General features: G+C 47.1%; 23 protein-coding genes and 1 riboswitch. Of the genes, 8 read left to right on the plus strand and 15 right to left on the minus strand.

Features of this window, described 5'->3' with window-relative positions; genetic code table 11:
- Positions 1-153: 153 nt before the first annotated feature.
- Positions 154-558 carry a response regulator transcription factor gene (locus WCK19_RS13885; protein WP_342397987.1) on the plus strand — a complete coding sequence of 135 codons (405 nt, stop codon included), beginning with the start codon at positions 154-156 and terminating at the stop codon, positions 556-558.
- An 11-nt stretch (positions 559-569) separates the two neighbouring features.
- On the opposite strand, the gene panC is transcribed toward WCK19_RS13885, so the two are convergent.
- Positions 570-1,418, minus strand: coding sequence for a pantoate--beta-alanine ligase (gene panC / locus WCK19_RS13890; RefSeq protein ID WP_342397988.1), 849 nt, complete (start codon positions 1,416-1,418; stop codon positions 570-572).
- A 224-nt stretch (positions 1,419-1,642) separates the two neighbouring features.
- Here panC and WCK19_RS13895 point away from each other — a divergent pair, with 224 nt between their 5' ends.
- Together WCK19_RS13895 and WCK19_RS13900 are read left to right on the plus strand one after the other, a co-directional pair.
- Complete coding sequence (locus WCK19_RS13895; RefSeq protein ID WP_342397989.1) at positions 1,643-2,389, plus strand: SDR family NAD(P)-dependent oxidoreductase; 747 nt, start codon at positions 1,643-1,645, stop codon at positions 2,387-2,389.
- A gap of 32 nt (positions 2,390-2,421) precedes the next feature.
- Positions 2,422-3,243 (plus strand): NAD(P)-dependent oxidoreductase, encoded by an 822-nt coding sequence (locus WCK19_RS13900; RefSeq protein WP_342397990.1) that lies wholly within the window; start codon positions 2,422-2,424, stop codon positions 3,241-3,243.
- A gap of 56 nt (positions 3,244-3,299) precedes the next feature.
- Here WCK19_RS13900 and WCK19_RS13905 read toward each other — a convergent pair whose 3' ends face one another.
- From WCK19_RS13905 to WCK19_RS13925, 5 genes are all read right to left on the minus strand, one after another.
- Positions 3,300-3,785: a vitamin K epoxide reductase family protein gene (locus WCK19_RS13905; RefSeq protein ID WP_342397991.1), complete on the minus strand. Its 486-nt coding sequence runs from the start codon at positions 3,783-3,785 to the stop codon at positions 3,300-3,302.
- 55 nt (positions 3,786-3,840) lie between these two features.
- Positions 3,841-4,656 (minus strand): DsbA family protein, encoded by an 816-nt coding sequence (locus WCK19_RS13910; RefSeq protein WP_342397992.1) that lies wholly within the window; start codon positions 4,654-4,656, stop codon positions 3,841-3,843.
- A 26-nt stretch (positions 4,657-4,682) separates the two neighbouring features.
- Positions 4,683-5,561, minus strand: a complete 879-nt coding sequence (locus WCK19_RS13915; RefSeq protein WP_342397993.1) for an acetyl-CoA carboxylase carboxyltransferase subunit alpha — start codon at positions 5,559-5,561, stop codon at positions 4,683-4,685.
- Positions 5,551-6,528, minus strand: a complete 978-nt coding sequence (gene accD, locus WCK19_RS13920; protein ID WP_342397994.1) for an acetyl-CoA carboxylase, carboxyltransferase subunit beta — start codon at positions 6,526-6,528, stop codon at positions 5,551-5,553. The genes WCK19_RS13915 and accD overlap by 11 nt, the downstream gene beginning before the upstream one ends.
- A 156-nt stretch (positions 6,529-6,684) precedes the next feature.
- A complete protein-coding gene (locus tag WCK19_RS13925; protein ID WP_342397995.1) occupies positions 6,685-8,013 on the minus strand; it encodes an AI-2E family transporter in 1,329 nt (442 codons plus the stop codon).
- A 279-nt stretch (positions 8,014-8,292) separates the two neighbouring features.
- On the opposite strand from WCK19_RS13925, the gene WCK19_RS13930 reads away from it, so the two are divergent.
- The 5 genes from WCK19_RS13930 (at position 8,293) to WCK19_RS13950 (ending at position 13,017) form a co-directional block, all read left to right on the plus strand.
- A complete protein-coding gene (locus tag WCK19_RS13930; RefSeq protein WP_342397996.1) occupies positions 8,293-8,478 on the plus strand; it encodes a hypothetical protein in 186 nt (61 codons plus the stop codon).
- 135 nt (positions 8,479-8,613) lie between these two features.
- Positions 8,614-8,763: a hypothetical protein gene (locus WCK19_RS13935; RefSeq protein WP_342397997.1), complete on the plus strand. Its 150-nt coding sequence runs from the start codon at positions 8,614-8,616 to the stop codon at positions 8,761-8,763.
- A gap of 131 nt (positions 8,764-8,894) precedes the next feature.
- Positions 8,895-9,893, plus strand: a complete 999-nt coding sequence (locus WCK19_RS13940; protein ID WP_342397998.1) for a GTP-binding protein — start codon at positions 8,895-8,897, stop codon at positions 9,891-9,893.
- Between the two features lie 238 nt (positions 9,894-10,131).
- Positions 10,132-11,112 carry a tyrosine-type recombinase/integrase gene (locus WCK19_RS13945; protein ID WP_342397999.1) on the plus strand — a complete coding sequence of 327 codons (981 nt, stop codon included), beginning with the start codon at positions 10,132-10,134 and terminating at the stop codon, positions 11,110-11,112.
- Positions 11,113-11,343: 231 nt separating this feature from the next.
- Positions 11,344-13,017, plus strand: coding sequence for an AarF/ABC1/UbiB kinase family protein (locus WCK19_RS13950; RefSeq protein WP_342398000.1), 1,674 nt, complete (start codon positions 11,344-11,346; stop codon positions 13,015-13,017).
- Between the two features lie 30 nt (positions 13,018-13,047).
- Here the strand turns inward: WCK19_RS13950 and WCK19_RS13955 are convergent, their stop codons facing one another.
- From WCK19_RS13955 to ribD, 9 genes are all read right to left on the minus strand, one after another.
- Positions 13,048-14,034 (minus strand): hypothetical protein, encoded by a 987-nt coding sequence (locus tag WCK19_RS13955; protein ID WP_342398001.1) that lies wholly within the window; start codon positions 14,032-14,034, stop codon positions 13,048-13,050.
- Positions 14,035-14,043: 9 nt separating this feature from the next.
- Complete coding sequence (locus WCK19_RS13960; protein ID WP_342398002.1) at positions 14,044-16,320, minus strand: cellulase family glycosylhydrolase; 2,277 nt, start codon at positions 16,318-16,320, stop codon at positions 14,044-14,046.
- A gap of 44 nt (positions 16,321-16,364) precedes the next feature.
- Positions 16,365-19,892, minus strand: coding sequence for a C39 family peptidase (locus tag WCK19_RS13965; RefSeq protein ID WP_342398003.1), 3,528 nt, complete (start codon positions 19,890-19,892; stop codon positions 16,365-16,367).
- Between the two features lie 171 nt (positions 19,893-20,063).
- Positions 20,064-20,867: an ABC transporter ATP-binding protein gene (locus tag WCK19_RS13970; RefSeq protein ID WP_342398004.1), complete on the minus strand. Its 804-nt coding sequence runs from the start codon at positions 20,865-20,867 to the stop codon at positions 20,064-20,066.
- A complete protein-coding gene (locus tag WCK19_RS13975; protein ID WP_342398005.1) occupies positions 20,867-22,009 on the minus strand; it encodes an iron ABC transporter permease in 1,143 nt (380 codons plus the stop codon). The genes WCK19_RS13970 and WCK19_RS13975 overlap by 1 nt, the downstream gene beginning before the upstream one ends.
- Positions 22,010-22,232: 223 nt before the next feature.
- Positions 22,233-22,724: a 6,7-dimethyl-8-ribityllumazine synthase gene (gene ribE, locus WCK19_RS13980; RefSeq protein ID WP_342398006.1), complete on the minus strand. Its 492-nt coding sequence runs from the start codon at positions 22,722-22,724 to the stop codon at positions 22,233-22,235.
- Positions 22,725-22,746: 22 nt separating this feature from the next.
- Entirely contained in the window at positions 22,747-24,027 is a 1,281-nt protein-coding gene (gene ribB, locus WCK19_RS13985) for a 3,4-dihydroxy-2-butanone-4-phosphate synthase (protein WP_342398007.1), read from the minus strand.
- A gap of 58 nt (positions 24,028-24,085) precedes the next feature.
- The gene (locus WCK19_RS13990; RefSeq protein WP_342398008.1) at positions 24,086-24,724 is read right to left on the minus strand and encodes a riboflavin synthase; all 639 of its coding nucleotides are present in this window, start codon (positions 24,722-24,724) and stop codon (positions 24,086-24,088) included.
- 11 nt (positions 24,725-24,735) lie between these two features.
- A complete protein-coding gene (ribD, locus tag WCK19_RS13995) occupies positions 24,736-25,869 on the minus strand; it encodes a bifunctional diaminohydroxyphosphoribosylaminopyrimidine deaminase/5-amino-6-(5-phosphoribosylamino)uracil reductase RibD (RefSeq protein ID WP_342398009.1) in 1,134 nt (377 codons plus the stop codon).
- Positions 25,870-25,998: 129 nt separating this feature from the next.
- A riboswitch (FMN riboswitch) is annotated at positions 25,999-26,147 on the minus strand.
- Positions 26,148-26,389: the final 242 nt, after the last annotated feature.

The following is a 26,389-nucleotide window of genomic DNA, read 5'->3' on the forward strand; positions in this document are numbered from 1 at the left end:
TTTTACGGCTTGCCCCTTCTTCGGCTATTTTCCATAGCTTCTAACTTCAGGCTTAATAACTGCTGAAATTAATCCAGAATTTTGCTATACTCTTTACAGGTTGTTTCAGATTTTATTTGAGAAGGAGGAAGCGGCAAGTTCGCCGTAAATAACATGTCAGGTCCGCTTAATACTTCTAACTTAGGTAACAAAATCAAGATTATTGTGGCTGAGGATTCTAAAGGTACTCGGCATAACTTGATAAACCTGTTGGGCTTTGAGGATGACATCGCGGTTGTTGGCTCTGCCGGAACCGGAAAGCAAGCTGTTGACCTTGCTTTCCAACTTAAACCCGATGTAATTTTGATGGACATTAATCTACCGGAGTTGGATGGTCTAACTGCCACCCGCCAGATTAGAACCCGCCTCCCCTCGATTGCGGTAATAATTATGTCGGTACAGGATGAAGAAAGTTATCATAATCGCGCCCTGCAATCTGGTGCTTCTTCTTTCTTGGTAAAACCCTTTAGCGGCGAAGAATTGGTTAATGCGATACATTACGCAGCACGACGCTATTAATTAGCAGCCCACTACAGTTGGAAGTTATCAATTAGCCGGGTTGAACCGAAACGTACCGCCATTGAAAGCAAAACGCCGTATCCGGTGGGTATTAACCCGTCATATTCGCGTAGGTTTTCGGGATTCGCCGCACTCACATAATCCGTCTTTGCCAGCGGTTCAGAGCTAATCACCGCATCCATTATCTTGCGTAAAGCATTGCCCTGTCTGCTACCGTTTTCAAAGGCAGCTTTTGCCGTTGCTAAGGCGTGATACAAAACTGTTGCCGCTTTGCGTTCATCCGCGTTAAGATATACATTACGGCTACTCATCGCCAAACCGTCCGCTTCCCGAAGGGTGGGGCAAATTATAATTTCAAGTGGAAAGTTTAAATCCCGTACCATCTTTTTAATTACCGCTACCTGTTGCGCGTCTTTCTGCCCGAAATAAGCCCTATGCGGGGATACTATATTAAAGAGTTTAGCTACCACGGTGGTTACACCTTTGAAATGACCGGGGCGTTGCGCTCCTTCCAACACATCAGTAATGCCTAACACTTCAACCGAGGCGTTAAAGTTTTCTGGGTACATTTCTTGCGAAGTTGGATGAAAAACCGCATCTACCCCTGCGCTTTCAAGAAGCATTAAATCTTTTTCGAGGTCACGAGGGTAACGGCTGAAATCTTCTTTTGGACCAAATTGCAGCGGGTTAACAAATATACTGGCAACTACCTTATCATTTTCCATTTTGGCACGATTTGTCAGAGAGAGATGCCCTTCATGTAGGTATCCCATTGTCGGCGCTAAGCCAACCTGCAAATCGGCATTCCGCCAGTTTGCGGTAATACGTGCCATCTCAGTTATACTAGAAATAAGCTCCATTTAGCTCCTCTTTGCTTACGTAACCATAACCCGTCATTATCTCTGCGATTATACCCAATGGCTCAAGCTTTCACAATTTTTCAACTCTTTAAAACGAAGAAAATTAATCACATCCCTGAAAAAAGACATATTTTGGAAGGTACTATATAATGAGCCTAGCAAATCACCACTTAGACGAAATTTTCAATTCATACCAAAATACCAGCGATTTCAGGAGGAAGGGGATGGAATTAAGGGGTAAAGTCGCGCTGATTACCGGAGGCGGGACTGGTTTAGGCAAGGAAATAGCTTTGCAAATGGCGCAAGAGGGCGTTAATGTCGCTATTAACTACTCAAAATCAAAGCAGGAAGCAGAAGAAACGGTTGGTGAATTACTTGCGCTCGGTGTAAAGGCTCAGGCGATACAGGCGGATGTAGGCAAGCTAGATGATGTAAAGCGCATGATAAACACTACCGCCGAAAGTTTTGGGAGATTGGACATCCTGATAAATAATGCCGGGACAACTCGTTTTGTGCCTTTTAAAGACCTTGACGGTCTTTCAGAGGAGGATTGGGATGATATTCTGAATATTAATACCAAAGCTCCTTTTTTCCTAGCACGTACCGCTGCTTCTATAATGAGGCAAAATGGTAGCGGTGTTATCATTAATACTGCTTCGGTAGCAGGACTTGGCACAAGGGGTAGTAGCATCGCTTATTGTACCTCCAAAGCTGGCATGATACACCTGACGCGCTGTCTTGCTCTTGCGCTCGCCCCAGACAACATTCGGGTGAACGCGGTTGCGCCGGGTCTATTGCTTACTCGGTGGGGTTTGAAATATAGCCCGGAACAGATTGCTAAATTTGAGCAAGCTTCCCCGCTGAAAAAGATTCCCGGTATTCCCGACACAGCCTCAACTTATATTATGCTGGCAAAAAACGATAGTATGACCGGGCAGGTTATTACGGTTGATGCTGGTATGCTTTTATAATTATTATGCAAAGTAATTACGGAGAAGACACAATGGCGAGTCTGAAGGGTAAAACACTTTTTGTATCGGGCGCTAGTCGTGGTATCGGGTTGGCAATTGCTTTGCGTGCTGCCAAAGATGGCGCAAATATCGTAATTGCAGCCAAAACCGACCAGCCAAATCCCAAGTTACCCGGCACAATCCATACTGCGGCTGCCGAAATAGAAGCGGCGGGTGGTAAAGCCCTAGCGGTTTTGTGTGATATACGCTATGAGGAACAAATTCAGGAAGCGGTAAATAAAACCATCCAAATTTTTGGAGGTATAGATATTTGCATTAACAATGCCAGTGCAATCCAGCTTACCGGCACGCTCGAAACTCCTATGAAACGGTTTGATTTGATGCACCAAATCAATACTCGCGGGACTTTTGCGGTTTCTCAAGCCTGCATCCCACATCTAAAACAGGCGCAAAACCCTCATATTCTAAATCTTTCCCCGCCGCTAAATATGGAAGGGCGGTGGTTTGCTCCGCATGTTGCTTATACTATGGCAAAATTCGGGATGAGCATGTGCGTTTTGGGAATGGCGGAAGAATTTAAAACGGAGGGTATAGCTGTAAACGCTCTATGGCCCCGTACTACAATTGCCACTGCTGCTATCAAAAATATTGTGGGTGGAGATGAGATGATGAAGCATTCGCGCACGCCTGAAATTATGTCGGATGCCGCCTATATCATTCTTACCAAACCCAGTCGCGAATTTACCGGAAATTTCTGTATAGATGAGGAAGTGCTGGCTGCTGCCGGAGTAACCGATTTTGAGCAATATGCGGTTTCTCCCGGCACGACACTTGCGCCTGATTTTTTCATCTAATAGTCGTGTCAGGCAAGGGGCAAAAGCCCCTTGTTTTATTTTTTAGGCAATTAAGTTTATATTTCTTCAACCGAATGCCAAAGCCGAATTGCCAGAAGAATAAAGAGAACTGTTATTATCGCTGCGCTGGACAAGCACCAAATACAGGTGGCTTTTATAACGAATAAAGACATAGCCATAAGATAACTGCTAAATACAAGGCTACCTAAACTAAGTACAAATAAAGTCCAATCTAATTTATAAGTCAACGGAATATTATTTTGGCGGGCTATCAGCCAACGTGTTATTACCAAGCCAGTCAGGACAATGTATGTTGCAAGTCCGAGAAAAGATACCGGAATGCCTAGTAATAAAGCATACTGGCTGTTATTGACTGTCTCGCAACCTCCTCCTTCCACACAAATAATAGCTTGTGCAAAAAGACGAGTATAACTAAGGTATCCGGCAACACCAACCCCGGCTAAACACAATATAATAATCAGCAAATCATAAAGATAGCCTGAATTTTTCTTTTCTTGCACAGTATTTGTATTGATAGACATCTATTTTATTCCATGTAAAGTAAAAGAGGGGGTTAACCCCCTCTCGGTTCTTGAATTACTTCTTAGTAATCGGGGGATTTTGTTGCACAGCAGCAGCGATTTTAGACTTAATATCTTCGTAGTTAGTGTACTTTATTTCTTGTTCATTCCCGTTGATGCTCAAGAAAAAGGTGGGAGTGCCGCTTACACCCTTTGTCTTAGCAACGGTTTTTTCGTCAGCCACCGCCTGTTTGTACTTACTGGTGTCTAGGCATGAATTGAACTGATCTTGATTCAAATCAAGCGCTTTGGCAAGATCCTTAAGGACTTTATCCGTTATTACTCCAGTTGATTCGCCTCGGTAATTGGTGTACATCGAATCTCGAAAATCCCAACCACGCTTTTGGTCTGCCGCACATCTAATTCCTTGAGCGCCGCGCTGCGAGTCGGTATCACGTAAAATATCGTCCACTACCGTATAATTTCTGAAAATATATTTGATTTGCCCGGTTTTGACGAAAGTATCTCTAATAGATGATTCAGCCTGATCGAAATATGACTTGCAAGCGGGGCAACGCACATCGGCATATTCAATCAAAGCAACTTGTGCATTGGCAGAGCCAATTGTTAAATAGTCCGTATCCTGAGTAGGGCTGGCTGGTATGTTATTAAAGGAAGTAGGAGTTGACAGGGTAACTACAGTGAATATACCGATAATAGCCACTACCACTACCCCGATACCCACCAGAATAATTTGATTTCGCCGCCGCTTTAGCTGGCGTTGTCGTATTGCCTCTTTTTTGGAACTAGCCTCTTTGGAATTTCTATTATTCCGAGAAGAGCTAGGAGTAACTGTTGAAGTGTCTTTTCCAGATTGATTTTGTTGTGCCATAACACTTTACCTTTGTAATTTACTAGTTATTCACGCGCTCCGGCTAATACATTAACTTCGCCCCAATGCCCAATCACCCGATATTTGTTATAGCGCGTTTCTAACATGGCTTGGATTCCTGCCTCTCCTTTGGTTACAAACGATTGTTCGAGTTCCGAGAGATGGCGTTCTAGAGTTTCAGCTAGGGTAATCATTAAAGCAGGAGGGTCATTATGTGCGCCTCCTGCTGGTTCAGGCACAATTTCATCAATAATTCCGAAAAATTTTAATTCTTCTGCGGTAATTTTCATAGCTAACGCTGCTGCGGGGGCTTGTGCTGCATCCTTCCAAAGAATAGAAGCGGCAGCTTCAGGGCTTGCCACACTGTAGATGGCGTTTTCGAGCATAAGTAAGCGGTCAGCAATGCCTATTGCCAATGCGCCGCCACTGCCACCTTCACCGGTTACTACCGCGATAGTTGGCACTTTTATACGGCACAACTCCATTAGATTTTCTGCAATCGCAAGACCAACCCCGCGCTCTTCACTATCTTTTCCCGGATACGCCCCACCTGTATCTATTAAAGTTATAATAGGCATGCCAAATTTTTCAGCTTGCTGAAATAAGCGCAAGGCTTTACGGTAGCCTTCCGCACGAGGTGAGCCGAAATTACGGGCAATGTTTTCTTTTGTATCGCGCCCTTTTTGCTGCCCCATAATAATAACTGAACGTTTGTTGAATTTGGCGATTCCAGCTACCAACGCGCTATCATCCCCAAACCGACGATCCCCATGCAATTCTACGAAATCTTTGCAAATACTGTTCATAAAATCGAGTGCATGAGGACGCCTAGCATGACGCGCTAGTAATACTTTTTCCCAAGCAGCATTATTAATCGGGTTATCTTTTTTTTCTTTACCCGGCATAAGCCACCTCATGGGAATAACTTCGGTTATGAGCGAGCATATAAAGATTGACGAGATTGGCAATACTATCTTTTAATTCACGGCGAGGTACTATCAGGTCAACCATACCGTGTTCCAGCATAAATTCTGCGGTCTGAAAACCGGGTGGGAGTTTTTGCTTAGTAGTCTGTTCAATTACGCGAGGTCCGGCAAAACCGATTAAAGCGCCGGGTTCGGCAATCATCACGTCAGCTACCGAGGCATAACTGGCAGTAACGCCACCCAGAGTAGGGTCTGTAAAAACTGAGAAATGGGGTAAACGCAACTGACCCAAACGCGCAAATGCAACCGAGATTTTTCCTAGTTGCATAAGTGAAAACAAACCTTCGTGCATACGTGCGCCACCACTGGCAGAAATGGTCACCATCGGTATTCGTTTCTCAATGGCTTTCTCCACTACTCGCGCCATTTTTTCGCCAAAAACACTTCCCATGCTTCCGCCTTGGAAAGCAAAATTACAAATTGCCAGTGCGATTGGTTTCCCGTTAATAGTACACAATCCGGTTACTAATGCTTCATTCTCCCCGGTTTTCTTTCGGGTCTGCGCCATTTTCTGGAGATAAGGTGGCTCTGCTATGCTGACGAAACCAAGCGGGTCGGCGCTGATTAATCCCGCATCCATTTCTTCAAAGCTGTTATCATCTGCCAGCAAAGTTACTCTTTCACGTGCGCTCAGGCGCGTATGGTAATTACACTTGGTACAGACTTTTTTATTAATTTCAAATTCTTTGGTATAAATCAGTTCATGGCATTTAGTGCATTTAATCCACAGGTCATCGGGGATATTATGCTGTTCCGGAACCGCTTTGTTAGAAGGTTGCTGTCGGTTCCAGCTAAACATAGGTGCATTATCTTTTGTGGTTTCGCTGTCGGTTTTGTTATCAGCAACATCTGGTTGCTTAGGGTTTCTCCTGAATAAATCTCTCAAATCCTTTTTCGCTCCCTGTTTCAAAAAAATCTATACCCAAATGAGGCTCTTGATTCCCCCGGAATGGTTAAATGTTTCGGACAATTAGCAATCATTTTTTATTATAGCATACCGTTTATGGAGAGTATAGTACGATATTATCATCAAAATCAATTTTTAGGAATCGGCACTTTTGATAAGTGCTTCGATGGCTATATCAACCTGACTATGAGGTTCAGCAGGAGGTGTTAATTTACTGCCCTGCTCTATTGCTTTTGTTTGCTCTGTTTTTGTCTGTGCTTTTGAAGCGTTGGTAACGGTAGGAGGAGCGGGATTCACTTTATCGGCATCTTCTTCAATTTTTATCAGCAAGTATTCGGTCATATTTTTAATAACCCCTGCCAGCGGTACCGCAAGCACGACTCCAAATATGCCACCCACCTGTGAACCTGCCAATAACACGAATAGCGTGGTAAGCGGTCCGATTCCTACTTTGCCTCCCACCAGTTTTGGAAGAATTACATTTAACAAGGCAGTTTGAATTATAAATAGGATAATCAGCACAATAATTATTGGTCTATCTTCTTTGCTACCAAAACTTACCAGCAAAGGTGGCAATAATGAAAGTGGTCCTCCGAAGAAAGGTATTATCATTAATAAGCCGCAAACGCAGGCGGTGGTAACAGAATATTTAAAGCCTGTAACCGACATTAATATACCAACAGTTATGCCATAAATAACTGCAACTGTAAGCTGACCGCCTAGAAAAACGCCAAAGTTGCTTTCAAGGCTTTGTTGCAAGCGTTTGTAAAATTCGTACCAACTTGGGGGGAATTTCCTCCAGAGTCTAGAACGATTATTGTTAGCACTATAATAAGTGTCTGAATCTGAATACCTGCGCCCTGCCAGCAAGCTAAAAGAAATAATAAATACCAATAATAATTGGATTATAAAACCGGCTATTCCGGTAATGGTGTTTAGGGCATTTTTCAACACATCGGTGCCAAAGGTTTGCAATGCTCCAACGAAATCGTTAATGCTAATACTGCTTAACCCCAGTCCTTTAAGCCAATCATTGAGGGATTTTTGGATTTCGTTGGAGATTGTGCCAAGACTACTTATAAGGTCTTGTGTTTGGGTTATCAAACCGGGTACAACCAGCACCATAAAAATAGCCAACAATGCCAGCACAGTAAGATAACTACCGACGACTGATACCAACTTTGGGCTACCCATGTTAATAAGAAGGCGTGTAATTGGGGTCAACAACAAAGCTAAAAGCCATGCGCTAACAAATAATAAGATAAGCCCAGAGAAGGTAGCAAATATACCCCAAGCAATGGAGAAAAGGGTGAAAGTAAGAAGGATAATTACCATCACTAGCGCTAATCGCCCTAATTTTTCGGTGCGGAGTATTTGGCTTTGCGTCCAATTTAAAAGTGTAGGTTCTTGCGGCTTGTCTTCCGGTTGAGGTGCTACCGCTGAGTTCCGGTTAATTTTTGGCATTTTCCAGAATCCTGTTCTATATCTTTGTTACGAAAGCGAATTTGCTCAGCTTTTCCTATTGTTTAGCCTATTATAACAGCTAATATTCGAAAAAAGAATTTAGATAGGCGTATAAGGTTACTAAGCCGTTTAGCCTAGACAATTGCAATTTTGTAGTACAAAACAAGCCTTTAAACTTGGTTATTTTACTGTTACATAAACCTCATTCAGTTAGTATGATTAGCTTGTGGAAGAATTAAATGTAGCAAACACAAAAAATTATTAAAAGTGAGGGAAACAATGACGTTAACTTACTATGACCTTGAAAAGATTGGAACCTCGCGAGTACGCGAATATATAAAATCTGCCGATCATGATCGTCAGGTTGCTGCTGCGCTAGAAGCCCGCTCAAAAAACGAAAAAACTAACAATACTAATAATAAAACGCAACACCGCCATACTCTTAGGCTTAGAAGAGCGCATTAACCGAAACAAAGTTGTTATCGGAATTTAGGATATACACAGTTGATTTATTCAAGAACTAAACCCAAATTTGTAATTAACAGATTTGTGATAAATAGATAAACTTCACAGGCTCGTTTATAGCGCTGGAGGATAAAAATGTTGGAAATAATGATTGGATTTGTACTGATAGTGTCGCTTTTTGCGTTTCTTGATTTCGCCGCGTTGAAATGGGGCGCAGATAAGCGCCGAAACGGTTTTGTGAGCGGTCGTTATGATCCTCGTGATGATTGGAACATGCAAAGCTAAGTTACTATAATAGAATACACTTGAAATGAGGGGAGAATAGCCCCTCTTTTTTATTGTGCGTTTGCAGTAAGTCTCAACAAAAAGCTATAATTAAAACGGCATAACAACAATAGAAAACGAGGATAATGCTAATGATAGATTTGCAGGTAAAAGAAACCAAATTAAATCGCAAACCTGCCTATGTGTTGGTTGGTTTTTTGGGAAGCGGCAAGACCACCCTGTTAGGAAAACTTATCGGCTGGTGTTTGGATAATGGAATGACACCCGGCTTGATTGTAAATGAGTTCGGTGCGGTTTCAATTGATGGTGAAATGATGCGGCAGGAGGGTATGATGCTTTCCGAGCTTTCCAACGGATGTATTTGTTGCACAGCCGAAGGTGATTTGATACCTGCCCTTATCCAAATGTCTATTCATCCTAAAGTGGATCTGATAATATTGGAGGCGAGCGGTCTGGCTGACCCTGCCGATATGCTAGATGAACTAACCGACCCTGCTTTGTGGGAAGCGGTTGAGGTGGGCGGCATTATTTCGGTGGTGGATGCGCTACGCTTTGATGACCTTGCCGAGAAAACCCGCCTTGCCCAACGTCAGGTAGAGTATGCTGATGTGCTGGTAATGAACAAATGTGATTTGGTAACTGAGGCAGATGCGCTGGCTTTGAAAGTGCAGTTGGTTGGTTATAATCCTAAAGCTCAGATATTTCCCGCACAGCAAGGTTTACCAGAAGTTGGAATTGAGGCTTTACTCGATTTGGCGCGTAGCGTTGGAGCGGGAAACGCCGCAAAAAAAGAACATACGCATCACCAGCACGACCACTCTCATAACCATCATGGTGAGGCGGATGCACATATGTCCTTGCATACTTTGGATTTTGACATGGATTTGAAGCTAAACAAGGACGCTTTTGAGAAATTCCTTAAAAACCTTCCGCCTAATGTATATAGGGCTAAAGGCTTTATGTGGGTGGAAGGCGATGAACGCCCCCATGTATTTCAGCAAATGCCGGGCTATGTGCGTGTTTTGCCCTTCCCGCGTCATCGCCCTTCATTAATGCGCGGTGTGTTCATTGGGCAAAATCTGGATAAGGATTGGATTTTGCAACAAATCGAAGCTTGCATCGCAAAGTGATTTTTTTGCCTAGCCTATAATCACCGGAGAAAAGAAAAAGGGCTACGTCTGTTGAGGCTTAGTCTTTTGTCTTTTTTTTTGCCTGTTAGTTTCCGGCAATCTAGCCCCCCCTTTTTGAACTGAGTTGTTACTAAATAATTACTTCCAAACATTTCTAAGTAACGACAATCATAGTTGTCAGAACTTGGAAAAATATGCTACAATAGATTAGGTTAAAAACCTCAGCGAGGGAGTAAATATGGCAGAAGAGAAGGTAGCTCAAATAGGAGAAATAGTCCCTGCAAATCAAGGAGAAACAAATTCTTCTGGAATGCTATCGCTTGACCAAAACCCGGCAGCGGTATATCTTGCCACCCTACGACCGGTTGGTCGGCGTGGAATGTTACGCGCCCTGAATCTTATCGCCGAAATCGCCAGTGGCGGCAAACAGAACGCTTTGACCCTTCCTTGGCACAAATTGCGCTACCAGCATACTGCTGCCCTTGCTCCTGCTCTAGTGGGGCGTGGCTACCGTCCCGCCACAGTTAATCAGGCTTTGTCCGGGCTACGCAGCGTCCTATACCATGCTTGGAAACTAGGTCTAATGGAAAGCGAAGATTATCAACGCGCCCGTGATGTCAAGAACCAGCGAAATGAAACTCTACCCCGTGGGCGTGCCTTGCGTAAAAAGGAGCTTATCGCCCTGATAAAAACTTGCCAAGAGGAGAAAAGCTCAGGTGGGATACGCGATGCGGCGTTGGTCGGATTGCTGTATGGCACCGGACTGCGCCGCTCAGAGGTGGTCAAGCTAGAATTGAAAGACTATGACCCCACCACCAGCGCACTCACTATCCGGGGAGCTAAAGGTGGTAAAGACCGGTTGGTGTATGTCAAAGGCGGGGCGGCTAAAGCTCTGGCAATTTGGCTGGCAAGGCGTGGTGATGGAGTAGGCGCTATCTTCTGCCCGGTACATAAGAGCGGCAAGGTCAGAGTGGAATTTATGACCGACCAGTCTATAATGAAGATATTGAAGAAACGAGGATTACAAGCCGACCTGCAACCGTTTAGTCCCCACGACCTGCGGCGCACCTTCATCTCGGATTTGCTGGATGCCGGAGCGGATATTGCCACTGTACAGAAGTTGGCGGGACATGCCAGTGTCACCACCACTGCCCGGTACGATAGGCGTGGAGAGGAAGCTAAAAGCAAAGCTACCGACCTGCTTGAAATCCCCTACTAAATAAGACGGTTCTTGCGTGTTATAAAAAATATTAGCAGAGAGAAACCCTAAATCCCGAAGGGAAACTGAGGGACTACAGGATTAATTCGTTATGTTTGGGTGAAATATCCTGACATTCCCTCTAAAATAAGCGGGTCATTTATTTTTACACCAAAAATATCTGGTATAATCAAAATGCTATTTTACATATTTTATTGTGCAAATAATTCAATTTTTTTACCGAGGATTCATTTGAAACTTCTGGGTCAACAACAAAAGAAAGCTCGGTTGGGGCGTTACTACCAGATTGCCGAAGTGCTTGTACGTCATGGCTTGGGCTTTATGCTCAGTATTCTGGGTATGGATCGCATGGCTCCTTTCGGCAAAGAATTATTCAACCGGGGTAAATCTACCAGCCGCCCCGAACATATAAGGCTTGCTTTTGAAGAATTAGGACCTACCTTTATAAAGATGGGGCAGCTTCTTTCTACTCGTTCCGACTTATTACCGCCGGAGTATGTAGAGGAACTTGCCAAGTTACAGGATCAAGCCCCACCTGTTCCCTTCACTTTTATTGAAAAAGCCATAGAAACCGAATTAGGTCGCCCGCTCTCAGAAATTTTCGCCAGCTTCGATGCTACCCCACTGGCGGCGGCTTCTATTGGGCAAGCGCATGCAGCTGTTCTGCATGATGGTACTGAGGTGGTAGTAAAAGTGCGCCGTCCTAATGTAGTGACACGGGTCTCAGAAGACCTTGAGATTCTACAAAATCTGGCGGTTCGGGCGCAACACTACTGGAAACAGGCTGAGAACTATGATTTAGTAGGCTTAAGCCAAGAATTTGCCCAAACTATTCGGGCAGAAATGGATTACTTGCGTGAAGGCAAGAATGCTGAACGGCTTGCCAAAAATTTTACCGATAGTAAGTTTATCCATATTCCCCAAGTTTATTGGGATTATACTACCGTTAGCGTGCTTACTCTGGAACGGATTCGAGGAGTCAAAATTAATGACCTCGAAGCCATTGACCAAGCCGGGATTAATCGCCATAAGTTGGCGGTGAACGCCACCAACGCTATCATGAAAATGTTCTATGATGATGGCTTTTTCCATGCCGACTTGCATCCCGGAAATTTCTTTATCCAAGAAAACGGGCAAATTGGGCTGATAGATTTTGGAATGGTCGGCACACTGGATGAGCGCACCAGAGAATTAATGGTGCAGTTTGTTATAGCCATTGCCAGCCATGATATTGAACGTTTGGTGGATGTATTTATCTCTTTAGGTGTTACCAGAAGCAGAGTTGACCGCACAATGCTTCGGCGCGACCTTGACCATCTGATTGCGCCCTATTATAGCCTTTCGCTTGGTGACATTGCGCTTGACCTAATGTTGGAAGAAGCGTTAGTTATAATTCGTCGCTACAATCTGCAATTGCCCTCAAATCTGGTATTGTTATTCAAGACCTTTATGATGGCAGAGGGCATGGGGCGCACCTTAAGCCCTAGTTTCCATCTGATTAAGATTGTGATGCCCTATTCAAAGCAATTGATGGTGCAACAATACTCACCAAAAACATGGGTCAAAAAATATAATAGAACTGTGCTTGATACCGCGCAATTGGGAGCAGAGTTGCCCGGTCAAATGCGCCGAATACTGGCGGAATTAGAGCGTGGAAATATTGAATTTAGCGTAAAACATGCTGAACTTGAAAAAGGCTTGCAACGCATCGAACGTCTTACCAACCGCGTGGTTATTAGCATAATTACGGCAGCCTTCATAATCGCTTTAGCGGTGCTGACTACCGTGTATCGCCCACAAGGTTTGGATCAGTTCGCCGGAATTTTCATTGTTGGGGGCTTCTTATTTGCCAGCGCGATGGGTCTGTACTTAGCTTGGACTATTCTTCGAACCAATCGCTCTTGATTACTCTTACCAACTTCATAATAACAAACATCAAACCAACCAACTAGTGATTCGTTTGGCAGCTTGAAACGCTGCCCAAGCGCTGGCAGCTATCAGCGATTCATCCTTACCCAAAGTAACCCGCGCTTGAGCAATCGTTTCCTCATCTACCTGATAAGCTGCCAACGCCACCAATAATAATAACCGCGCCAACGCTTTATGCTCTTCTTCCAAATCCGCTACAGCATCTTCAACCCATATACGGCTAATCCCCATCGCTTCCCCATGCCAATTATCCAGCGAAATTAGAACCCGGCTACGTACCGGCGCAGGTATTGTTGCTTGTCCGGCAGTCTCAATTACGGAGGCAAAGCGGGCTAATGCTCCGGCAAGCGCTTTGTTGGGGGTTGCCCAAGCCAGTTCCTCTGGCAAGGGGGCAGGCGGTAACAAAGCGAGAGATGTACCGGGCTTGACTTTTTGATGAGCTACTAACCACAGTACCGGCGTAAATATCCCCCCTCTGACCAAACCCGTCAATGCGCCCATTTCTGGAGTTAATGCTCCTTCCACAAAAATGTTGACCATACGGTTGATGTAGTGAAATATCAAAGCCGTACCGATGTATTCAGGGGCAGTATTGCCCGAAAAAGGCGGGTTTGGTTCTTCTGGCGTTCGTATGGCGGTTGCCCATTGTATCGCTCTTTTCTTCTCAGCGTCATTTTTCTTTGCTGAATAAGAGCGCATTAGCATTCCATGCACTTCGAGGCAATAGGGACAAGCATTGGATTCTGATACAGTCGCGGCGATTGCCTCTTTGATTTCCCTCCGCACCTGCCCGTGTAGCATGGTCTCACGCACCAGTATCCAAATCCCTGCCAGTATTTCAGGATGAGAGGAATGTATTGTAAAAGGTGGGCTGACTACAAAATCACGTTGCATTTGCCGATAGGCTTCTGCTACCAAACCTTGCGCGTTTCGGGGCGATACGGCTTTTACATATTTGATGCGCCCTATCGCCACTCCTTCCATAACTTTCATGATTTTAACCTATAGCCAACCGCGCTCTTTTACAACTTGCCACCCCAGCAAGCCAAGTAGCGTTTCGTAGCGCGTGCCTTTGAGTTCCGGGTGATATTCAAAACGCGCCCGCTCGAAATATTGTACCGTATATATTTTACCGTCAGCAGGGTTTAATTCGCTGAACTCCTCGCTGATGGGGAATCCGAATTGCGCCAAACCGCCGTTACGTTCCCAATACAGACGGAAACCATAGCTCAGGCTATGCCCGGTTTCCTTAAAATACAGGCTATTGGCGTTGGAGGTAAAAGCAGCAACACTTTGGAAGGCGGCTTCCGGCGCTCGTCCGGCAGTTATATCGCGCCCTAACAAGCCTAGCAATACCTCGTAGCGCGTACCCTTATTTTCAGGATGGTATTCAAAACGATTTCTTTGGAAATACTGTACGGTAAAGCCGTTCTCGGTTAATTCTTCGCTAAGAGGGTAGCCATACATCGCCAAACCTCCGTTATTTTGCCAATAAGTTAGGAAACTACCTTTCAGGTTATGCCCGGTTTCGGGGAAATACCACGCGCCGTTACCAAGCGCGGTTGCTTTCTTGAAAGCGGGAAGTTGCGCCGGAACGTGAATATTATATAGTCGATTCGCTTCGACATTAAGATTAAGGCTTGTGCTGCTAACCGTCAGATTTGTATCGGGCAAACCCAGTGTAGTAATCGTTATCTGTCCGCTTTTGTCACGGAAGGGGAAAAGCGCGTCAAGGTCAAGCGTTACGGGGGCAGGTTGCGTTGCCAGCAGCCATAAATCCGCGCCTTGCCAGAATGCCGAGAAAGGCGATGCCTGTGGTTGAGTAAAGCGTATCACCCCACTCTGGCGGTTTGTAGCATTGGTAAATAGGGCGTGCGCTCCCTCGTAAAGATAATAGATATTGCTACCATCCGGCTTCAAATCGGACAGATTAAGAGTCGGCAAGAAATTTTCGCCACGCATAAAAGTAGCAAAAGCGCGTAATGCCTGATAGGAGGGCTTGGGTTGGGAGTTGTCATCCAACAAGCCGTAATTGTTCTCAACCGCATTAAAGCCGGACGGGAAATTGACCAGCATCCATTTCAGCCCACCTGCGAACCCGCGTGATGCCAGAAATAGCCATAAGGCGGTTTCCTGTGAGGCGGTGACGTTCAACGGTACGGTTGAACCATCGGTATGAGCATTGGAATAACCAAACTCTTCCAGTGTTATCGGACGTTGGGGGAAAGTTCTTTGTAAATTGCTCAACAGGTTCATTGTAGTTACCACACTGTTGTAGCCTTCCGAGACAAAGCGATGCAACGAGACAAAATTCAGGCGTTCATTTGCTTGTAACTTGGCGAAAACAATATTGCTCCAACCCACCGTAACGGGCGCGTCCGGTTCGGCTTCCCGTAAGGGTTGCAAGCGGGTGGTGAACCATGCCTCCAAGGTGCCGCTCAACGCATCAAGATAAACACGCCATTTATTCGAGTCGGCAGAATCTATGTAATCAAGCGTATTTTTGCCAGATTGAGATAGTACCCATTTGGAAGAATCACCTAGAAATTCGGTATAAAGCTTGTAGGCGTTAGCGTAATAATAACCGCCTTTGGCATCCAAACGCGCCGGAACTACTCTTTTGCCATCGGCGGTTAGTCGCCATGCGTCCACTTGCGCCTGAGTCATGCGCTCACCGTAAGCCTTGATAAAATCATCACGTTGTAGCGGTACATTTGTACCGGCTGGATAGGTGGCGGGTACTACATCGCCAAATTGAGGCTCGTTTTTCAAGTCATAGCCGAACAAGGCAGGGTTATTGCGGTAACGGGCAGCGATTCGCTTGTTCAATTGCGCTTCTTTTGCCAAATCAGGCTCATCATAATCATTAAAGGCGAGCAGAATCAGCAACTTACGGGCGGCAGCTATTTCAAAAACCTTATCCAGTTTAGAAAAGTTATTCGCGTTTATATCGTCACGTAGCGGTTTCATCACAAATATGCGAACCGTATTCAACCCCGCATCGGCTACCGTCTGGAAATTACGCGCTATCATATCGGCATCGAATTTGCCGTCATCCCACATAAGCCATGCGCGGTCGGTGTTACCGACATAATTTGCGCCCATCATAAAAATGGGTTGCCCTGAACCGTTTATAAAGCGCGTGCCGGAAACTCGCACCGGAGCGTTGGTATCGGTTGCTTGCGCTGGGGTTGCGCTGGGGTTAAGCGTTGTCAGCAGCAGCGACAGACTTATTAATGTAAGAACGACAATACCAACCCGAATTATACCTTTTGTCATTTTGAGAGAACTTTTCCTTTACCTCGATAGTTAACTTGTTCTTGCTATTTTAACCTTTTTGACGCGCTGCTGAAATAGCCCTTTTTGAACTGATACAGAATCGGCGCGGTTGAATTGGCGGGAGTCAAAATTACATTTATGTGGCTGGCATAACCGCCGGAAACGGTTGCTGTAGCAGACAAACTGCTATCACTATGTGCAATGGATAAATTCACAGGCGAAACCAACGCAAGGGTACAAACCGATTCATCAGGGCTACGGCATGCGTTAGCCAACAGAATGAGGTTATCAACGGGGGGAATAACCGTAGTATCAAACTGATATTGCCAGTGGGAAGCCGCATTAGCCTTTCCTAATTTTATTATTGTAGTGGCAGGGGTAACTGTACCTGTAACCGGAGTTGTAGTAGTGGTTATCGGTGCAATATAACTGGCAGAAAGGCTGATATGGTCAACCATTCCATTGACAGAAAAACTTATTGGGACTGTACCGCTCAAAACAGCCCCATTCGGAGGTGTAATAAAAGTGGCGTTGATGGGAATAGGCTGCACGTTCAGGGAGACTTCCGCTTTACCGACACTTGAATCTAGCAGCAAGCGTGCGCTGGTAGGCGCATCGAGTACCAACGGTCTGACAACATTTATCGTAAGGGTTATGCTCTGTCCGGGGCTAAGTATTCCACTTGCAGGAGAAACGCTACCCAACAGTGTAGTACCGCTAAATACACCACTCCAATTTATAGCCGAATTTCCGCCATTGCTAATAACTAAGGGTAAGTCGCTGGCATCGGGCGCAAAATTTAGTACAGACGCGCTTGTTTGCAAAGTTTGAGTAGGAATTGTGGTGGTTACGCTGGCAGTAGTAATCACCACATTAGTGGCAGTTAGACTCGGCGTAACGGTAGCTGGCAAAGTCGGAGTGATAGCCGCAGTTGTTGTCCTAGTAGCCGTAATGAGCGGTGTTTGCGTGGAAGCAGCAATTACCGAGGTAGTGGTCATTGTCGGCGACAAAGTAGGAGTAATCGAAGGTTTAGGCGTAATAGTAGCCTTCAGCGTTGGGGTAGCGGTTAGCGTTACGGGCGTATAAGTAGCGGTAGGCAAGGGTTTCGGTGTCGAGTTGGCAACAACCACAGCCGCAGGAGTGGGGATAAAAGCGGGTCGTGGCGCAGTGGAAGACTGGTCGGTGGGCAACACCCTGAAAGTAAAGTTCTCAGCAGCCGAAACATTTCCCGCCACATCGGTAGCACGATAAGTAACAGTATGATAGCCAATTGAGCTTACTTCCAACACGCGATTAAAATTTGTATCGGTGCTGTAAAGATCCCATTTGCCGCTGTCTAGCTGATATTCCATGCTGGTTACGCCACTCAGCAGGTCAATGCCGGTCAAACGAATCCGGGCGATACCCTTTATTTCAGGCGGTTGGTTTTGCCCTTGCACATTTTGAGCATTAGCGGAATTACCGGAGCAAGGCAAAGGTTGGGTCGCGCCAACGCCCGGAATCAGGTTTCCGATGTTGGTATCGCTCAAAAGAGTCGCAACCACACGCGGAGGGGTACGATCAATGGTGAATTTGAAGCGCGTCACTCCCACCAAATTGGTATTAGAAGGAGCGGGACCTCTCGTATCATCCCAAAGACGCAAGCTAATATTTATGTAGTAAATTCCCTCTTTTTCCAATCGCATACCCTGAATATAAGGTTGGGTAGCGACACCTTTACTTACACCCGATGAGCTTGCTACAGGCGAAGAACATGGCGGAGTCACTGCGCCCGGTAACAGTCCCGGAGAGTAAGGATTTGGATTGTAGGAATCGCCGGATTCTGCCGCAACATTTACTACTTCTGCGGTTATAAGGCTGGTACTTGCGCCCTTTATTTCACCCAACGTAACCGGATTGCGATAAACCGCGCCGTCTGAGATGCCCGTTACCGAAACCGACTCACCTTCAAAAGCTACAAAACGATTACAATTGTGACCGGGTCCGCTGTAAGTTACAAGCCAAGTGGGGTTATAGCCCACATTGAAAAAATATTGCAAGGTTTTGTTCGTGCTTCCGTCCCACGGGTCAGTAACGGCATAATTTGCGCCGTTCGCCCCACCGCCCGAAGTTACCACCACAAAATGCATGCCAGTTTTCCCACGCACCATGCCCACAATTGCCGGGTCACCTGCTCGCAATACCTCATCCAGTTTATCCCAGCTAAAATTAGGACGATTACCGCCGGAGATTACGCCATTGGTGCAACGCGGTACTTGTGACCAATAGAGAGGGTCAGCGTAAGGACCAAGACAGGAGTTTAGCTGAACAGGCGTAATACTCATTCCATAATAATTGAGTAGCATTGTGGCGGAAGCCAAAGCACAGCCCGAATCACCGATTTGCTCGCCCGCACCCTGCATTATCACATTGCGCCAAGCGGGGTCATTTTGGCTGAATATTGGAACGCCACAGGCTGAACCGCCCGCAACCTGACGCGCGTTCAGGTCTTCCCGTAGTAAAGCTGAGTGGGGCTGTACTGGACGAGGCGCTCTCTTGCTCTCGCCATTAGTAATATTTATCTCGGTCTGCACCGCGCCACCGCCACCCGTATTGGGCGCATTCTCAAAAATAAGGGTGCTGTTATCCTCGCCCCAGCAAAGCGGTAAGTTAGGGTTTCCAAAGAATAAATCGGGTTTTAGCTCCGGCGGGGTTGCAATCTTGCGGGGCATACCGCCAACTTCTACTACCCATAATTCAAGTTGCGAAACGCCACGCGCTGCCAAAACTTCGTTAAGTTTAAGGTAAGCCAGCCGTTTTTTATCGGGCGACCATACCGGCTTTACCGTCCAAAAGCCTTTGGGAATATAGACCAATTCCTGACGTTCGGCGGGTTTATTCACATCTATAAAATAGATATGGGCATCATCCATTAGCTGGTTACGCGCCGTCACATAGGCAAGACGGCTGCTGTCCGAAGAAAGGGAGAGCAGCGAATCGAAAAGACCGGGTAGCCATTCTCCCGGTTCAGTGCGTAGCACCTGCATTTCGGTAAGGTCAGGCTTGCTTATCCTAATAGCAGTAGTTTTATCATCACTGAACAAGCTCACCAACTTGGCGGACAGTACCGCGCAAACTTTAGGAGCGGCATCTGCCTGCTTGATTGTGCCGGGAACTGTGCCGTTAAAAAGTATCACCCCAGAGATAGACAAAGAAAGAGCCATTAGAAGGCTGAATAGGCTGATACTGGGGATTAGGCGAAAAGGACGCTTTCTTTTTTTTTGCGGGGTGGGGTCTATTACCGATAGAATAAAATTTTCTGATGCCAGTGTCTCGCGGGTTTCAACCGATACAAGCGCAATCGAGGGCAACAAACGTTCCGCGCTTACCCCACTAGGCGGATTAATGGTGGAGGTTACAACTGCGGAAGAACGCGACCCCAATTTCAAGGCTGGTGGAATAAAGCCAAACCATGCAGGGTCAACACCACGCGCTTCAAGCATAACAAAAGCCGCTTTTTCACTGCTGTTGGTCAGCAAAATTCGTAACGTTTGTTGTTTTCCGGCTGCAACTTCGAGTGTACCCGAAGACAATTTTAACGAATATTCCATAATCACCGCAGTGAAAGGCTTTAGAGTGATTTTAGTAATAAAGTCGTTCCAGTAATTTTCATATCATTATTTTATTACCATTATATGAACGCGACAATAGCAAAAAGGATGCAATAACATTGTCACGTTTTTGGATTATGATTAAAAAAAGGACTAATTTTTGTGAAGGGTAGGTAAGATAAAGGTGGTGGGTTGTTGGTTAACGGGATGCGGCGCAACCATCACACTTGCTCCGTAGGCACGCAGGATATTATTGGCAGTGATTACCTCAGCAGGAGTACCCATCACCAGCATTTCGCCTTTGGACATAAGCGCGAGGCGGTCACAGTATTGCGCTGCTAGATTCAATTCGTGGAAAACTGCCAGCACTCCGCGTTTTTGCCCTGCCTTGTCTTCCGCTTTCCAGCCCATCACAATTTCCATCACTTCAATTTGGTAATTGATGTCGAGAAAAGTAGTCGGCTCATCCAGCAACAAAAAGCTTGGCTCTTGCGCCAATGCCATCGCCAGCAAAACGCGCTGTCTTTCACCTCCACTCAATTCACCCACATAGCGTTCCGCCAGTTGCCAGCAATCGGTAGAGCGCATCGCTTTTTCTACCGCTTTCCAATCTTCCAGCGATTCGTTTTGGAGTAAATGCTGATGGGGAGTGCGCCCAAACATTACCACCTCAACGGCGGTGAAGGTTTCGGGCAGGTTGGGGCTTTGAGGCACAACCCCTACAAGACGGGCGCGTTCGGCATGTTTTAGCGTGGCAAGCGCATGCCCAGCCAAGCGCACCTTGCCCGAAGCAGGTTTGAGAAGACCGCTAACTGCTTTTATGAGAGTAGATTTACCGCAGCCGTTGGGTCCGATAATGCCCACCAGTTCGCCTGCTTCCACTGCCAGCGAAACATTCTTAACTACTACTCGCGAACCGTAACCCACTCGTAGGGAATCTATTTCCAACAACGGCATTAAAAAACCATCCGTTTCTTGCGCCTGAGTAAATAGATAAAGAAGGGTGCGCCAGCAAAAGCGGTGATAATCCCCACCGGGATTTCGCTCTGGGTAAGGGTACGAGCCAGCATATCCGCCAGTACCATAAAGGTTGCCCCGAAAATAGCCGATAGCGGCAACAGCAAGCGATGGTCGTTCCCGGTCAAAAGGCGCACGGTGTGGGGCGCAACCAACCCAACGAAACCGATTATCCCGCTCACCGAAACCGCTGCCGCCGTCATAAGGGTTGCCGCCAGCACCAACACCAGTTTCAACGCTTCGACATTCAAGCCGAGATTGGATGCTTGTTCCTCGCCAAGTTGCAGCACGTTTAGCCTTCGCCCATACAGATTCACGAGGGTAAGCCCTACTATTATATAGGGCAGGGTTTGCAGCAATTTATCCCAACTAGACAGGTTGAAGCCACCGAGCAGCCAGCTATAAACCGTTACAAGTTTGTCAGCGTTGAGATAGGTAAGAAATGAGGTGAACGCCGTTGCCAGCGAGCCAACCGCTATACCAGCCAATAATAAGGTAGTAGTGGGAACACGCCCGCCCACACGCGCCAGCCCATAAACTGCTGCAACTGTGACAGCCGCCGCCGCAAACGCCAGCCACTGTACCGCCCCCACACTATACAGAAAGAGTGGTAGCGGCAACACCAGCGCCACCACTGCGCCCACTGCCGCCCCTTGCGCCACCCCTACTAGATAAGGTTCTGCCAACGGGTTACGGAAAAGCCCTTGATAGGTCGCTCCGGCAGAAGCAAGGCTTGCCCCAACTACCCCCGCCAGCAACACTCTCGGCACACGCACATCCCAAATAATAGAGTCGTGACCTTGCGTGTAGGTTTCGGAGAAAGGCGGGAAAATTTTGCCAAGCGTGTGATTCCAGATAATACTAAGCGCGTCCCCAAGTTGGACCGACACCGCGCCGATTGTGCTGCACCACAACAAAACCAACGCCAGCGCCACTAACCCGACCGTAATCAAAACGGCGCGTCTTTTCCAGTTCCGGTACAAAGGCGAACCTGCCAGCCGCATGCCGGAGGGGCGACGCTGTTCAGCCCGGTTGCGTTCTATTGGGACGCTTTCTGATTCTCCCTTTGCATCGAGGCGCATAGTTCCCTTTCTGTTGACTGCTTATAACCCCCCTATTTTAGCATAAATAAAAAAGAGGGCTGTAGCGATATATACAGTTTATTCGGCTACTTAGGGTTAGCCACGCAGCCCGTCGAAAGCGGCGGTTTTTCGCGTTCCAATTATACGCAAAGTTAGATGTAAGCATAACAGGCTTTGAAAGCGCGATTCTTACTAGATTTGGTTCGTGGAGGGGCGCAGCGCTTCAGCCGATTAGCTGCTTGTTTTCCAACGGTGCAATGCTCCGCAGCAAATTCGCCATCTCCAAAGCTGAAGCCGCTGCATCACAACCTTTATTACCCGCTTTTGTTCCAGCGCGTTCCACCGCTTGTTCAATCGTATTGGTGGTAAGCACGCCAAAGATACAGGGTATTCCGGTTTGCAAAGAAGCCTGCGCCAAACCGCTCGCCACATTGCCCGCCACATAATCAAAATGAGGGGTTGCGCCTTTTATCACCGCACCAAGACCGATAACGGCATCATAACGCCCACTTTCCGCCATTTTCTTTGCCACCATCGGAATTTCAAATGCGCCCGGCACGTAAGCCACATCAATATTGCTCTCGGCAACGCCATGCCGCCTAAGCGTATCCTTCGCGCCTTCCAACAGATTTTGCCCGATGGCGTAGTTAAAACGCGCAATAATTATCCCGAAGCGCAAGTCGCGCCCATTCATAGTACCTTCGTAAATCGCCATTTACCATCCTCTTTTAATAATGTTAATTTGCAATGCTGGCTGCCAGTTGTTGTAATTCAAGCTCATGCCCCATCTTCTCGCGCTTGGTCTGGAGATATACCAGATTTTCGGGGGTCGGCGCTATCTCCAATGGCACGCGCTCAATAATAGAAATGCCGTGTTGCTGTAACTCGCTAATTTTGTGGGGGTTGTTAGTCAATAGCCGGATTGAAAGAGCGTTGAGGTCGCGCAGAATTGCCGCCGCCGCCGAATAATCACGCATATCTGGAGAGAAGCCTAGTTTTAGGTTAGCCTCAATGGTATCCAGCCCTTGTTCCTGCAAGGCATAGGCGGCAATTTTACTGGCAAGCCCAATCCCACGCCCTTCTTGCGGTAAGTACAGCACCAAGCCGTTGCCATCTTGCGCTACCAGTTGCAAAGAGCGTTCCAGTTGAGGTCCGCAATCGCAGCGCAAACTGCCGAAAACATCCCCGGTGAGGCATTCGCTGTGTACTCGTACCAGCGGATTACCAGTACGTGGGTCAAATTTTGCGCCGATAAGAGCCATAATTTGCGCCCCGCTGCTCTCCTCACGATAAATCACCGAGCGAAACACTCCGGCGGAAGTGGGCAACTTAGCTTCGGCTACTTGGGTGACAGACGAGGCTTTCAACGCCTGCACCAAATGAAGGCGCGTTTCCTTTTCAAGGCGATAGGCTATCAAGTCGGCGATACTGATTAATCGCAACCCATGACGGTGGGCGAACCTCTTCAGATAAGGCAGACGCGCCATAGTACCGTCCGGCTTCATAATTTCGCAAATGACTCCGGCAGGGGTCAAGCCCGCCAGCAATGCCATATCCACCACCGCTTCGGTATGCCCGTTGCGTGCCAGTACGCCACCTTCTTGAGCGCGTAAGGGGAAAATATGACCGGGGCGCACGATTTCTTGTGGCTTTGTGGCAGGGTCAATTGCCTTTTTAATCGTAATGGCGCGGTCAGTCGCCGAAATTCCGGTGGTTACGCCATCACGCGCTTCAATTGAGACGGTGAAAGCGGTAGCATGCGAGGCGCCGTTAGCTTCAGGCGCAACCATGAGCGGAATACCAAGCTCATCTAACCGTTTCCCGGTCATGGAAAGGCAAATTAAGCCACGCCCAAAACGCGCCATAAAATTAATAGCTTCCGGCGTGACCATTTCCGCCGCAAGGCACAAATCGCCTTCATTCTCGCGGTCATAATCGTCCACCACCACTATCATTTTACCGGCTTTAAACTCTTCCAGCGCGGTTTCAATTTCTGCTTTCCAATTACGTTTTGTCATGCTGCTTTCTCCCGTGAATAAAAGTATATTGTCAGACCTTATAAGGCTGGTATTATAGTTATGTTAACTTGCGTTCTAGTTCGGCGATTCTCGCCTCCAGCGCAGCAATACGCGCCCCCGCAATATTTTCAAGATATTTGCCCATCACATCCACTTCAAGGTTAGCGCGGTAGCCAACACGGGCATTTCCCATCACCAACATTTTTTGGGAATGGGGGATTAAGGTTAGGCTAAATGTATCCAGTGTTGCCTTTACCACCGTCAGGCTCGCCCCGTCCAGCGCCACAAAACCTTTTGGCACGATATAGGGCATAAACTCCGACTCTGCCTTGAAGTAAAAGTTCAAAGCCTCGCCTTCCGGTTCAATGCGGGTTACGGTGGCGATACCGTCCACATGTCCTTGCAAATAGTGACCACCCACCGGCGCACCCGCTCTAGCAGAACGCTCCAGATTTACCGGGCTACCTACCGCCAAATCGCCTAGATTGGTACGGCGCAGCGTTTCCGGCACAGCCTCAATCGTAAAACTGGTGCGGTCAAAACTGATAACCGTCAGGCACACGCCGTTTACCGCGATGCTATGCCCGATTTCAACACCTTCCAACGCCAATTTGCCACCCACAGTAAAACAAGTTGCGCCCTCCCGTTTTTCCAACGCCACAACTTCGCCCAGTTCTTCAACAATTCCGGTAAACAAGATTCCCCTCCTTATTCCTGTGGCAACCACGCTTCAACCAGCAAATCAACCCCTGATTGCCGATAAGCCACTTTCTCAAATTGCAAAGCCTGACTCATAAAGCTGATACCTGAACCACCCACAGGACAGGGGGCAACCAGCCCACCAACCATTTTCGGCGCAATAAATGCCCACACTTTGTTTACCAGTGGGCGCGGTTGGGCAAAGAAAAAACTCGACATCAATTCTGCGCCGCCCTCAACCAATGTAAGCAAATGACCCCTACGCCCCAATTCTTCGAGTAACGCCATAAGGCTAACCCTTCCGCTGCTATCCCGCTCTAACAGCAGAATTTCCATGCCTTTAGCCTCTAATGCCTTGCGCGATTCTATTGAGATTTGAGCAGTAGTGGCGAGAATTGCGCCGGGACGCGCCACTTTTGCGGTAGCAGAAATGCGCCCGGTACTGTCCAGTGCCACCGGAACAGGTTGATGTGGTAGCTTATCTACGATGAAAGAAGCAGGCAGACGCGCCGTCAATTCGGGGTCATCTATCAGTACGGTTCTAGCTCCAACCATGATAGAATCGCACTCGTTCCGCAATTGATGCACTTCTAGCCGTGCTGCTTCGCCCGATACCCAACGACCATCCCCCGTAACAGTGGCTATTTTGCCGTCCAGCGTCATGGCATACTTAGCGATGACATAAGGACGGCGCGTTTTGAGCCAGTGGAAGAAAGGGGCATGCGCCTCAATAGCTTCTTCCTGAAGCAAACCAAAATGTGACTCTATTCCGGCATTATGCAGCACGTCCGCCCCACCTTGCATCTTAGGGTTTGGGTCGGCTGCCGCGTAAAAGACGCGCCGAATACCAGCTTCGATTATCGCCTTCGTACAAGGGGGAGTTCGCCCGTAGGATGCACACGGCTCTAAAGTCACATAGAGCGTACCGCCCCGCGCCCGTTCGCCCGCCCTACCCAAAGCCACAACTTCGGCGTGTGCCTGTCCCGGTGGCATTGTAAAACCTTCACCAACCCTGTTTCCGGCTTCATCCACTATAACTGCGCCAACCGCCGGATTGGGAGAAGTGCGCCCCCGCCCCATTCGCCCCAGTTCGAGGGCATGCTTCATATGTGTTATGTCAACTTCGGTAAAGTTATAATTCATCGAATTTTTCACCAAAATAAAAAGGACGTGAAGGTTGGCAAGCCTTCACGCCCCAAAAATAGTCCTAAGAAGTTGCGCCAAAATATAAAAAGGCACAAACCCGTAAGTCAATTGCAGGCATGTCAGGCGCCGAACCTTCTTTCATCCGGACTATACCGTCGGCACCGGAGTCTCTCCGGTTCATGCTTTCACGCTTATGCGCTACCGGCTCGCGGGCTATACCGCCGATTAGGAATTGGCAGGTTACAAACCAGCCTCACCATACCCTGAAGGTCAGGGCGCAACATGATATTCACTTGTTGTTTTCGTCACAATTATATGCCTGTTTCTCAGCGCAAGTCAAGCCCCGCGTAATGCTCTACAGGGCTGTTGCATAGTCAGTATTTATGTCCAGCCAAACCACCAAGAAAATCGTTTTTGTAGGGGCGACTCCAGCGTCCATTTGTCCCAAGTAATTCAAAAAAGCACTTTTTTATGTTCCAATTCTACTTATTAATGAACGCTAACTAAAATTTTATAC

Source organism: Candidatus Chlorohelix sp., assembly GCF_037138995.1.
Taxonomy (GTDB): Bacteria; Chloroflexota; Chloroflexia; order Chloroheliales; family Chloroheliaceae; genus Chlorohelix.